9 protein-coding genes are annotated in these 13,172 nt (G+C 42.4%); all 9 read left to right on the top strand.

What is annotated here, in order from left to right:
• The first annotated feature begins 392 nt into the window (after positions 1-392).
• The 9 genes from NC994_RS16980 (at position 393) to NC994_RS16940 (ending at position 13,017) form a co-directional block, all read left to right on the top strand.
• Positions 393-2,267: an ABC transporter ATP-binding protein gene (locus NC994_RS16980; protein ID WP_190411171.1), complete on the top strand. Its 1,875-nt coding sequence runs from the start codon at positions 393-395 to the stop codon at positions 2,265-2,267.
• A gap of 140 nt (positions 2,268-2,407) precedes the next feature.
• Positions 2,408-3,460, top strand: a complete 1,053-nt coding sequence (locus tag NC994_RS16975; protein WP_190435458.1) for a glycosyltransferase — start codon at positions 2,408-2,410, stop codon at positions 3,458-3,460.
• Between the two features lie 399 nt (positions 3,461-3,859).
• A complete protein-coding gene (locus NC994_RS16970; RefSeq protein WP_190430091.1) occupies positions 3,860-4,684 on the top strand; it encodes a DUF6817 domain-containing protein in 825 nt (274 codons plus the stop codon).
• Positions 4,685-4,754: 70 nt separating this feature from the next.
• A complete protein-coding gene (locus NC994_RS16965) occupies positions 4,755-5,786 on the top strand; it encodes a glycosyltransferase family 2 protein (RefSeq protein ID WP_190430090.1) in 1,032 nt (343 codons plus the stop codon).
• 53 nt (positions 5,787-5,839) lie between these two features.
• Positions 5,840-6,778, top strand: coding sequence for a beta-1,6-N-acetylglucosaminyltransferase (locus NC994_RS16960; RefSeq protein WP_190430089.1), 939 nt, complete (start codon positions 5,840-5,842; stop codon positions 6,776-6,778).
• 17 nt (positions 6,779-6,795) lie between these two features.
• Positions 6,796-7,818, top strand: a complete 1,023-nt coding sequence (locus NC994_RS16955) for a glycosyltransferase family 2 protein (RefSeq protein WP_190411176.1) — start codon at positions 6,796-6,798, stop codon at positions 7,816-7,818.
• A 120-nt stretch (positions 7,819-7,938) separates the two neighbouring features.
• Positions 7,939-8,736 carry an FkbM family methyltransferase gene (locus tag NC994_RS16950; RefSeq protein ID WP_190435455.1) on the top strand — a complete coding sequence of 266 codons (798 nt, stop codon included), beginning with the start codon at positions 7,939-7,941 and terminating at the stop codon, positions 8,734-8,736.
• A gap of 830 nt (positions 8,737-9,566) precedes the next feature.
• Entirely contained in the window at positions 9,567-10,619 is a 1,053-nt protein-coding gene (locus tag NC994_RS16945) for a beta-1,6-N-acetylglucosaminyltransferase (RefSeq protein WP_199299606.1), read from the top strand.
• A gap of 79 nt (positions 10,620-10,698) precedes the next feature.
• Complete coding sequence (locus tag NC994_RS16940; RefSeq protein ID WP_190435452.1) at positions 10,699-13,017, top strand: hypothetical protein; 2,319 nt, start codon at positions 10,699-10,701, stop codon at positions 13,015-13,017.
• Positions 13,018-13,172 lie beyond the last annotated feature (155 nt).

Below are 13,172 nucleotides of genomic sequence, written 5' to 3'. Positions count from 1 at the left end.
CAACCGTTAAAATTGCAGTTGGCAGGTTAAAATCTGCCATTAGAAGTATATTTTTCTAGAAAAAACATGATATAAACCGGAATATTTTTCTGATTGAATGAGTTAAAAAATAAAAACTTCAAGCAAGGATTTTATATTAATTGCAACTTCACTAAAACTTCACATTAAAAATAGGGAAAATCGTGTTTTTTCGATGCTTTTATAGCAAAAAGTCTGGTAACATTTACTAGAGAAAGTGAACAAAGCTAACACTGTGTTTCCTACGAGCAAAATAATTTAAGAGCAAGCGTCGGCACAGTGAAATATCAGGAAAAAGCGCTCCGGCAAGAAAATTTAGCCTGGAATTAGCAATCAACGATTGGCTGTTCAAAGGTTCAGTAGCGGTAGACACTATGAGTCGAAGTCAGACACTCGGACGAGAAACAAGGTTGCGTGAGGCTAAAGCAAAATTAAAATTGGGCTTAATGAAGCGAATTGGAAAATTCGATAAACTGACCTCTCTGATTTTGGAGGTGCAGAAGAAAACTCTCTATCTAGGTTTAGTGACAATGATTTTGTCTTCTATTCTAGATAGTGTAGGAATCGGATTGATGATTCCTTTCCTAAAAGTAATTTTGAATGAAGGAGGTGGAACGCTTCTTCCTCAAATGGCTTTAACGGAAGGGTTGAACAGTTGGCTAGCGCAGCAAGGTAAAGGAACGCTCATTAGCTTGTTCGCCTTGGTCCTCATGGGTTCTTTAATTTTAAAAGGGTATTTCTACTACATTTCCCAAGTCTTGACTTCCATTTATCGGGAAGCCGTCATCAAACGCTTGAGGAAACGGCTGTATCAAACCTATTTATATTCGCCCATTGAATTTTTTGATAATGTGCAGATGGGTAAAGTAACCAGCACCTTACATACAGAGGTGATGGAAACAAACAAGCTGTTGACTAACTTCTTTTATGGCTTGACCAACCTGCTGATTTTAATCGCGTATTTGGGAACGTTGGTGATCGTGTCGTGGAAAATGACGGTTCTAACGACATTTTTGATTACAGGCGTTGCTTTATGGCTCAGTTATTTCTTGAAAAAGATTAAGACATCGGGGGGTTTAGTTGTCACTGCTAAACGCACTCTGAACGCGATGGCTTTAGATACGTTAGGCGGTGTTCGCATCGTTAAATCTTATGGTGCGGAAGATTTTGAACTGAACCGCTTCAATAAGATCAGTAGCAATTATATGGAGGCGAACATCGGGCTAGCTAAGAAGCTAAACATCATCGACCCGCTGACAGAGTTAGCGACTTTGGCGGCGGCGATGGTAGTTCTAGTCGGTAGCTACACTTTGTTTATCTCCAAGGGTCTGCTCACGACCGCAGAGCTGCTGATATTCATGCTGGTTCTGATTAGAATTGTTCCGGTACTGAAAAAGGTGAATGCAGCGAGGGGTTCTGTCCAAGAGTCTCTGCCAGCGTTAACGAAAGTCACGGAGGCGCTCTCGTTACCAGAGAAATATCCGCTTCCTAATGGAAACCAGAAATTTACAGGGTTGCGCGATCGCATTCTTTTCCAAAATGTAAAATTTGCCTACAGCGGCAGATCTTACGTCCTCAACGGTTTGGATCTAGAAATTCCTCGTGGCAAAACTGTGGCGCTGGTTGGCGCTTCTGGAGCCGGGAAATCCACTGTGGCATCTCTCGTTACCCGTTTCTACGAAGTGACCGACGGTGTAATCGAGATCGACGGTCAAGATATCCGAAACTACGATGTTGTCTCGCTACGCCAGCACATCGGAGTCGTTAGCCAAGACACCTACATCTTTAATGCCTCACTTCTGGATAACATTGCCTACGGTTTAGAGGGAATGGACAGAGAAAAGGTGATTGAGGCAGCCCGCCTTGCCAATGCCCACGAATTTATCTGTCAGTTGCCCAACCAATACGACACAGTGGTAGGAGATAGAGGCGTTAGGCTTTCCGGAGGACAACGACAACGCATTTCAATTGCTAGGGCAATGCTGCGCGACCCGGAAATCATGATTCTCGATGAAGCCACCAGCGCCTTAGATTCGCAGTCAGAACAGTTAGTGCAAGAAGCACTGGAACGTTTGCGAACAAACCGGACTGTAATTGTGATTGCCCACCGTTTGGCTACTGTCCGGAATGCCGACAAAATTGTGGTAATGGAGAAAGGTCGAATTATCGAACAGGGAGGGCATGACGAGTTGCTTGCCCAGCAGGGAGCTTACTGGTCTTACCACAATCTCCAGTCTTTGCCTGTGTAAAACAGACCTGCCCAAGCGACACCGGGCAACTACACAGTACAGACTTTAAACACAAACAAGTTTTTTCCCTATCTAGCTGAGTTGATGCATAGCAAACAAAACAGCCGATAAATTGTTTAGTCTTTAGCGAGGAGTTCCTGATGTTAGATCCCCAAGTTACGATTGTTGTTTCACCCCGCGAACGTTTCAGCTGCGCCCGCGAGTCGCTGGAAAGCATTTACGAACATACATCAGTCCCATTCAAGTTAGTTTACGTAGATGGGGGTTCACCCGCTCACATTCAGCGTTATTTGCAACAGCAAGCGACTGAAAAAGGATTTCAAATCATTCGCACCGATCACTACCTCACTCCAAACCGCGCCAGAAACCTCGGTCTGAGTCAGGTTACAACCAAGTATCTCGTCTTTATCGATAACGATGTGATCGTCAGCCCAGGCTGGTTGGAAAGCTTAGTTCAGTGCGCTGAAGAGACAAACGCTACCGTAGTGGGTCCCCTGACCTGCCAAGGCACTCCGGTACACGAAATTGTCCATTTTGCCGGTGGAGAAGCCCACATTTGGCTGGAAAAAGTCGGCGAAAACCCCAGACGGCGTCTCCGCGAGAAAATGTACAAGCAAGGTCAGAAAGTAGCAGAGGTGCGACCCAAGCTCAAACGTCAACAAACCGAACTAGCAGAATTCCATTGCGTACTGGTTCGCACTGAAATCTTTGAGAAAGTCGGCTTGCTCGATGAACAAATGTTCAATACTAAAGAACACCTCGATTTCTGCATGACAGTCGTTGAGGCGGGTGGTAGCGTTTACTTTGAGCCTGCATGTCTTGTCACTTATGTTCCAGGCCCGCCCCTGAAGCCGTCAGATATGCTCTTCTATATGCTGCGTTGGAGCGACGCTTGGGAACTCAATAGCTTGCATCGCTTGCGCGATAAATGGAATTTGGACGAGGACGGGTACTTCAAATATCGCTACAAGCGCTTGGGATGGCGGCGATACGTGACAATCCTGAACCCAATTGGTAGCCGCCTGACTTTAGGTCTTGCTGGGGGCGGGGTGGCAAAAGTGTTGCGTCCTCTAGATAAGGTGTTTAACCGTTATCTCACGAATCGTCAGGCTCGCCTGCAAGCGAAAGGGCTACAACCTCAGATGCCTGCAATACCGGAGAAGAAGCCTACAGTGACGGCATCGTCCCGTTAGGTTGGCGTGTAAGGGTGTAGAACGACGAAACGAAGGTGCCAAAAGAAGGTGCGATCGCTTCGACGATAAATACCCTTACACAGCCAAAACCTAAGTCTTCATCCAGAAAACAAGTGGGGAAAGCGATCGCAATCCACAGACTTTTTTAGTCGTACTCCTACCTTGGAAAAGTGGATGCTATTACTAAACTTGTTCTGTGTTAAGCGATTCCCCGCTTTTTCAGGAACGCTCCTGTTGAAATTGAAATGTTGTTTGGGTTTTCCTTCTTCAGAGAGACGTTTTGCCTAAGCCGTTCAATGATTGTTAATTTTTTTAAATGCACTTGACTTAGACAAAATCAATGGACTTCGCCTAAGCCAAGTGCAACAAAAATGAAGCATTCCAATCAAAAGCAAAATTATGCACTCTTTTGCTCAAACAAACATTCAACTCTTCAACCAGCTACGTGCAGAAGGCTACTCAAGCAACGATATTAACCGCATCCGTGATGCTTATCAGCTGACAATGCAGCTGTTCACAGGTGCTTTTCGAGCCTCAGGTAAGACGTTTATTGCCCATCTAGTCAGCACTGCTAGTATCCTGGTTTCTCTTCATGTACCTGCAAAGATAGTAGCAACAGGTCTGCTTCATGCTACCTATACTCATGGTGACTTTGGAAACGGGAAAAAAGGCATTTCTAATGCCAAACGCGAACAGGTAAAACGTGTTGTTGGCAAAGAGATTGAGGAGTATCTTGCTAGATATGCAACGCTGTCCTGGAATAAAAAGACGATTCCCGCTATTTTTCACCGCATTGATACGCTCGATCCGCTTGATCGCGATATTCTTTTGGTGCGCTTAGCCAATGAGCTAGAGGAATACTTGGATTTTGGCATTGTTTATTGTGGAGATTTCAAACATCAACAATACATTAATTATGACGGTCATCTGATCGTAGAAATGGCAGAAAAGTTAGGTTTTCCTAATTTAGCTACTCAACTAACAGAAGCATTTAAAGAAACTGCCTCCGCTGAAATACCTAGGGAACTTTGTAACACAAACGCTCAAGATGTTTCGTTTCGTCTTGCACCAAAGTCCTACCAGAAGCGGCTGTCACTCACCTTTTATAATTTGTTGATTCATAAACCGCGTCGTTTAGTTTCTGCCATAGCCCGTAAATTTGGTAATTTGCGTCCCAGTACTTCCATGACAAAGGATGTTCCTACTATAAGTCAGTCAGAGTAAGGGGGCAGTTAATCACAAGGAAGTGCTGGCTGTAGCAAATATTAATTTTTCACAATTTTTCAAAATTAAAATGAAAAAAATTTCTGTCATAATTCCGGTTTATGGAGTCGAAAAATATATAGCTGCTACAGTGCAATCAGTTTTAGACCAAACCTATAAACATTTTGAACTTCTAATTATTGATGATGGTTCTCCCGATCGAAGTGTAGAAATTTGTCAGCAATTCCAAGATCCTCGAATTCAAATTATTCGCCAGCAGAATAGCGGAGTTTGCGCCGCTCGAAATACAGGAATTCGCCATGCTCAAGGAGAATATCTGGCTTTTTTAGATGGAGACGATTTGTGGCTGCCAGAAAAGCTGGAAAAACATATTGAGCATCTAGAAAATTCACCAACTGTCGGGCTTAGCTTTAGCCGCTCTGCTTTTATTGACGAAGCGGGGCAGCCATTAGGTATCTATCAAATGCCTAAACTCAAGGATATTGCTCCACCCTTGATCCTCTGCCGTAACCCGATTGGAAATGGCTCAGTTCCGGTGATTCGGCGAGAGGTTTTTGAAGCTATTAAGTTTCAAGATGCTCCTCAGGGTACTGCAAAAGATTGTTATTTCGATGAAAGATTGCGACATTTTGAAGATGTCGAATGCTGGCTTCGCATTTCCTTGAAGACTGATTGGCAAATCGAAGGCATTCCTGAAGCTTTGACGCTGTACCGGGTAAATGCTGGGGGCGCTTCAGCAAATCTGCTTAAGCAGTTAGAAGACTTGGAAAAGGTGCTGGAAAAAACCCGCTCCTATGCTCCAGATTTGATTGCTCAGTATGGAAACCCAGCTAAAGCCTACGAGTTGCGGAAATTAGCCCGGTGGGCAGTCCGGCTGAAAGCTGCCCCAACCGCTGTAGACATGGCTCACCGCGCCTTATCTACCCACTGGCGCATGATTCTTGACGAACCCCGGCGGACACTTTTGACGTTGGGAGCTGCCTATTCGCTGTGGCTACTGCCACGTCCTCTCTACCGCCAGATGGAAAGTTTTGCCTTAAAAATGACAGGAGCCGCCCAAAAACGACGCATTCTTCAAGATCGTTCCCGTCAATTGGCATAATGATAGAACCTTTTTTATAAACACCCGCTCGCCATCAAAATAGGTTGCAGAATATGAGGGTTGTCTACCTAATCCAAACCCATACCAATCCGGAGCAAATTTATCGGCTGGTTAAAGTTATTAAAAAGTCCAGTAATGACTCTTATATAGTGATGAGTCATAACTTTAATGCTAGTCAAATAGATGTAGAACTCTTCGAGAGTTTACCGAATGTTAAAGTACTAAGAGCTAAGAAAGTTGGAAGAGGCGATTTCTCGATAACCCAAGCTTATTTGGATGTTATTGACTGGATTTTAACCCAGAATATTCAATTTGATTGGCTAGCTAATCTTACAGGTCAAGACTATCCGACTCAATCGCTCTCAAAATTTGAGAATTTTCTGGCTGCAACCGAGTACGATGGATTTTTTGATTATTTTAATGTGCTTTCTGATAAGTGTACTTGGGGAGCTAAAGATGGGCGCGATCGCTACTTCTATCAATACTGGTGGTCAGGTATAGAATTAGCCAAGTGGCAAAGAGCCTTATTCAAACCTTTTCGAGTTCTTATTAATAATGTTCAGCCTTTTGTGCGGATTGATTCTTCCTATGGACTCATCATCGGGCAACGGGCCGCTTCAGCTCCATTTAATGACAAATTTGTATGCTATGGAGGCTCTTACTTTAAAACAATTTCTAGACAATGCATTCAATACATTCATGATTTTTGCTCTGCCAATCCTGATTTGGTGAACTACTACAAGAAAGTTCGCCTTCCCGATGAATCTTTTATGCAAACCATCTTATTAAATAGTGGGTTGTTTAATTTTTATCCCCGCAATATGCGCTATATTGATTGGGAGAACAGCCGACACGGTCATCCCCGCATCCTCACATCTGAAGATTTTCCAAATTTAATTAAAGATAAATATTACTTTGCTAGAAAATTTGACATGAACCGGGACAGCAAAGTATTAGATATGCTTGACGAAAGAATTTTTCAAGCAACTTAAAGAAAATGGTACTTTTCATGAAAAAATTTTCGGTTATTATTCCAGCCTACGGAGTAGAAAATTATATAGCTGCTGCAATTGAATCGGTTCTAGCTCAAACATACAAAAATTTTGAAATTATTGTAGTTGATGACGGCTCTCCCGATAGAACTGTAGAAATTTGCCAGCAGTTTATAGACCCTAGAATTAAAATCGTTAGCCAGAAAAATAGAGGACTCGCTGGAGCAAGAAACACCGGAATCCGCCATGCTCATGGCGACTATTTAGCTTTTTTAGATGGCGATGACCTTTGGCTACCGGAAAAATTAGAGAAACATCTTGAACATTTAGATAATTCCTCGATGGTAGGGATTAGTTTTAGCCGTTCTGCTTTTATCGATGCAACAGGAAATCCCTTGGGTACGTATCTGATGCCCAAGTTCAAGGACATTACACCACCCGATTTACTTCGCGACAATCCAGTTGGAAATGGTTCTGCTCCCGTAGTTCGGCGAGAGGTATTTGAAGAGATTAAATTTCAAGATAATCTTTACGGGACTGTTGAAGATTTTTATTTTGATGATAATTTTCGTCAGGCAGAGGATATAGAATGCTGGCTTCGCATCCTCCTCCAAACCAACTGGCAAATTGAGGGGATTCCTGAAGCGCTGACACTGTATCGGGTAAACGCGGGAGGTCTTTCAGCTAGTTTGCTGAAGCAATTAGAAGCTCTCGAAAGGGTAATTGAAAAAACACGCTCCTACGCTCCAGAATTAATCGCTGAATGGGAAAACCCTACTAAAGCATATCAACTGCGATATTTAGCGAGAAGTGCAGTCCGTTTAAAAGCAGGCTCAATGGCTGTGCAGCTAATGCACCGAGCCTTGGCTGCTCACTGGCGCATCCTTTTGGAGCAACCCCGCCGCACGCTGATGACCTTAGCAGCTGCCTACTTGCTCTGCTTCTTACCCCATCCTGTTTATTACCAAATAGAGGCTCTTGCTGCCAAAATGACTGGGCTTATTCAAAGACGCCGTATTCTTCAAGATCAGTCTAGCTAATCTTTATAATCAACATTTTTATACTTCTAATAAAATTAATCTAACTGCTTCAATAAAACCTTGACGTTGCATTAATTGATGTTAGTATAGTGGCGTTTTAGTGACTGGAGCAGCTAGACCATGAAAATTTTCTTAGAAATAAAAAACTTTTTCAAAGAAACAATTAAGGGTTCATTTCTCGATCCGGTCGTTAGACCTTTTTTAGATATAGTAAATCCTCCTAAACGCAGTGACATTCTTAATAGACAAGACAATGCTTTCACGATTGAAATGATGTCTTGTGTTTTAGCAAAAGACTCAAACTGTATTGATGTTGGTTGTAACACGGGCGATTTACTTGACAAAATTTTACAGTTTTCACCTCTAGGATTTCATTATGCATTTGAGCTAATACCACGGTTAGCCAGTAGGCTTAGAAAAAAATTTCCAACTGTTGAGGTAAGAGAAACAGCTTTGAGTGATTCGGAGGCAGAAACTACTTTTTGGTATGTAGTGAATGCTCCTGCTGTAAGTAGCCTGGATAAAGAATGCTGTAAAAGCCATATTCCTGATGCACTTATGGAACCAATCACTGTTAAAACTCAGAGACTTGATGATGTATTAGCCCCAGACCTTAAGATTCATTTCATCAAGGTAGATGTAGAAGGGGTAGAATTGCAGGTTTTTAGAGGTGCTATCAGAACATTAAAAACTTATAAACCTTACTTAGTCTTTGAAAGTGGCTTAATTAATTCTCAAGAATGGGTTGATGGCACATTGAAAGACGGGAAATGGCACGATAGCAGAATTTACGATCTGCTTGTCAATGAGTGTGGTCTAAAAATTTTTAAGCTAAAAAATTGGGTAGATGGTTTAGCTCCGCTGAGTCGGGATGAATTTCTAAAATCTTCTGCTTGGAATTTTTTGGCAATGCCTTAGTAACAGAAAAATTTGCCTGAATACTTTTTGGGCTATCTGCAAAGTGGCAATTAGCTAATTTTCTAGTACTTTTTATTATGCTAGTTTTGTGCAGGCAAGATTGGTATTGCTTGTTACTGTTATTTTAATTTTAAAGGAAATATATTAATGTTTTACTTTAGGCGGACAAATCGCATAAGTAAAGTCTATCTTAAGGGGGACGCTTGCAAGATAGGCACTGTAACAAGATGTAAAGCGTAAAGCGACTAGGATTGCAAGCGTGGCTTGAGTCCCTTAAAGAGTTCCTTAGACTGGGATTTTAATTATGACCATAGCTGTAAATGTAAAAAAATTGGGTGCAACGAAAAGGTCATAGCCTGTCGTGAAGAATCTAATTTTGTACACCATTACTGAATTTGGACATGGTTAAAAGACAGAGATTTTTTTCCTAGGGTACAGAGTTTAGTATCTATGTCTATGTGGGTGAAACAATAAAATAAGGTTCGGTTGAAAACCGGGAACAAAATAAACCCACACTTCGTCTATATACCAGGTTTACTATTTACCATTCTGAACTTAACTATTCTAGAGTGCCGGGTTTCCAGTGAAAGCACCTATGTACTGCTGTTTCAACTTTGTCGATGCTATTGCAGTTAAACAGTTTTAGTTAAGTTTTTGAACACAGATTTCTCTGTCAATTTATGACTTTGCTTGCACAAAATCACCAGTATTTATTATGCAGGCATTTCTAGTTTGACAATTGTTGCAAATTTTGTTGTTACCGCATAGAGAGCAGATAATCAGGTTTTTTTTTAATACCTTGACCTGGTTGAATCTAGCTATCTCTACTTATGGTACATCCGAAGTGTTATGCACAACACTTTGGCAGATTGCTGCGTTCACTTTTTCGTGCAGTTGTTTTCTGGAGGTTAAAGATCGTGAAAGTTTTATATCTGATTCAAAGTCATAAAAATCCCGAACAGATTTTTAGACTGGTGCAAACTCTAAAAAAATCAAGTCCCCAATCTCAGATATTGATTAGCCATGACTTTAGGGGTTGTCATTTAGACGTAACGGCCTTTCACGAATTCCCAGGAGTTAATGTAATTAGGGGTACGGGAGGACGAGGAGATTTTTCGATTGTTCAAGGTTATCTGAATGCCATTGACTGGCTTTTTAGCCATAATGTTGAATTTGATTGGCTTGCCAATATTACAGGCCAAGACTATCCGATTCAACCGCTACCAAAAATTGAGAAGTTTCTTGCGGAATCACCGTTTGATGGCTTTTTAGAGTATTTTGATGTACTTTCAGATTTAGAGGGAAATCTTTGGGGAAGCCGGGAAGGTAGCGATCGCTATCTTTATCAGTACTGGCGTTCGGGTCAATATTTACCACTGTGGAAACGCGCTATCGTCAAAATTCCTCGCATGGTCATTAATAATGTCCAGCCTTTGGTGAGAATAAATTCTTCCTATGGGCTGATGCTAGGAGTTCGTACGACTTCATCTCCATTCAATGAAAACTTTAAATGCTATGCAGGGTCTTACTTCAAGACTCTATCGAGGAATTGTGTCGAATATTTACATCATTTTTGCCAGCATAACCCCGAGCTAATTAATTACTATAAAAAGACTTGTATTCCTGATGAATCTTTTGTCCAAACGGTTTTAGTCAATAGCGGGCAATTTCATTTGTGTAACGACTATAAACGCTATATTGATTGGACTGGGACTCGCCACGGTCATCCTCGTACTCTAAATGCTGAAGATTACTCAGCAATTATAAGAAGGGACGTTCACTTTGCCCGAAAATTCGATATGACGCAGGACAGCAGAATTTTAGATATGCTTGATGCAAGAGTTTTAAAAGAAAGTAGCCCAGTCACCTTAGGCATTAGTTAAGACTTAACCCGTCAAATCTGTATAGTCAGCTATAATTCCTTAGTTGGAAGTAGCTGATTATGGGATTTGAGGCTCAACGATGCTTAATGCAGCTATTAATCATTGGTCAACCATTGAAGCGATCGCTAATGTTACATTTGCAGGGCTGGCAAGCGTCCAACCAGTTCTGACTAGTTTATTAGTCTTCGCCATCGGGATTTGCCTCGCCCATATCGCCTTCAAGCTGATTACTAAATTTAGCGCCCAACCAAGCCTTTCGTTAGCTCGAACGGTTCGCCTTGCTGTCATTGCTCTGTTTGCCACAGTCGCACTTCAGCACATCTGGCTTGCTAGCAACATCCTTAACGGTGCATCAGGACAGGCAGAAGTCGTCACTTCCCGCAATTACCGAACCAATGTGTCTTTGGGGGAGACGAATGTTGCAATAGGCGGAGGGGGCTATGTTACGGGTATTTTTCTGCATCCGCTACAGAAGGATCTTGTTTACATCAAAACTGATGTGGGTGGCTTCTATCGTTGGAATTCAGTAAATAAAAGCTGGGTACCGCTAACTGACCACTTTCCACTAGAGAAGAGCAATTACTACGGCGGAGAAGCCCTAGCCCTCGATCCAAAAGATCCAAATATTGTTTATATTGCCGCAGGCAAATACGTCTGGGATGAGCCTGGAACTATCTTTAAGTCTAACGATCGAGGTGCAACCTGGAAAAAGCTGGATTTGGACTTGCCAATGGGCGGCAACCAAGATAGGCGAGAGGTAGGCGAGAGACTCGTCATCAATCCATTTAATTCCAAGATGATTTTATTTGGTTCGCGGCGCGATGGGCTTTGGAAATCTTTAGATGCTGGCGCGAACTGGACTAAAGTGACTTCTTTTCCCGGAAAGCCGGAAAAAGATATCGGCATCACAGCAATTGTCTTTGACAAAGATAAGCCTGGCTTAGTCTATGCCAATGCCTATGGTGATGGAATTTATAAATCTACTAACACAGGCATTACCTGGAGCAAGATTGATGGAAGCCCAAAAAAAGCGATGCGGCTAGTGACAAGTCGCAATAACACTCTCTACACAACAATTAATGGAAGTCCTGGAGTTAAAAAGTATACAGATGGAGATTGGAAAAACATTACTCCACAAGGCTCCAAAGAGGATTTTAATGGGTTGAGCATTAACCCTGCTAATTCTAAAGATATTCTTGTTTCTACAAAAGAGAGAAAAAATACTAAAATTTATCGCTCATTCGATGGCGGAACTACATGGAAAGAGCAGAAGCGATCGCTTAACAATACCGTTCCTTGGTGGTCTAGCTATATGCTCTCCAATCCTTCTGTCTCTGCGATTGAGTTTGACCCCCACGTTTCTGGAAGAGTTTGGTTTACCGATTGGTACGGAATATGGCGGACAGACAATATTAACAAACAACCCTCTGCCTGGACGAACTATCAAAAAGGACACGAAGAGCTTGTCACCTTCACCTTAACTGCGCCTCCGAGTGGCGCGTTGTTGTTGAGTGGGGTGGCAGATGTAGACGGATTTTACCACAACAAGGGATTAGACAATTATCCATCTAAAACCTTTAGTGCTAGTGGCCCTTCGTTCCAGGATACCTACAGCATTGCCTACTATGAAAAAGCTCCCCTGCAAATGGTGCGCGTTGGCGGTAATCGCTGGAACAATACTTATTCGGGAGCAACTTCGACAGACGGCGGCTTAACTTGGAAAGAATTTGCTTCATTTCCAAAAGACACGATGCCGATGCGTATAGCGATGTCAGCAACTAATCCAAAGTTATTTGTTGTCACTGTTAGTGGAGATAAAGCTCTCCGCACAGATGATGGAGGCGCTTCGTGGAAAGAAGTTACTGGCTTACCCAAGGGTTCCAAGGGACCTTGGAATTGGTCTTTGCCGCTGGCAGCAGACAAAGTGGATGGTAACACGTTTTATTACTATAAGAATGGCAAATTCTATCAAAGTACCGATGGAGGTTTGTCTTTTAAAGTCGTGAATTCATCACTTCCCGATGAAAGTTGGCACTCGCTAAGAACCGTATCTGGAGTTAAAGGTGAAATTTGGCTGAGTCTCGATAAGAAACAACTTTACCATTCGACAGACGGTGGCAAGACCTTCTCTAAGATGAATGCAGTTAAGAGATCCTATTTGTTTTCTTTAGGAAAACCACAGCAGGGAAGCACGATTCCAGCACTGTATGTGTACGGAGAAATTAATAATATGGGCAAAGGAATCTTCCGTTCTCTCGACAGAGGGAAGACATGGCAAAGGATTGGTAATCCGAAAAATCCGATTGGCAATAGCCCAAATGTGATGGAAGCAAGCTTGCAGCAGTTTGGTTTAGTTTTTATTGGTACAAATGGCAGAGGAATTTACTATGGCAATTAGTAATCCAGCAGGAACATCCTCCTAAGGCGGCAAGCAAATACATCTCGTGACGCAGTTGTAGCGAAGGGGTTCGGAATGCGATCGACCCTTACAATCTATTTAGAACCCCAGCCTTGCTCGTTTATCGGAAAGAAAGAGCTTGAGAAAAGGTGGGA

It is taken from the genome of Trichocoleus sp. AS-A1 (assembly GCF_039962015.1).
Classification (GTDB): Bacteria; Cyanobacteriota; Cyanobacteriia; order Cyanobacteriales; family FACHB-T130; genus FACHB-T130.
The sequence above is the reverse complement of the archived record's forward strand: the minus strand, read 5'-3'. Positions and strand labels throughout refer to the sequence as shown.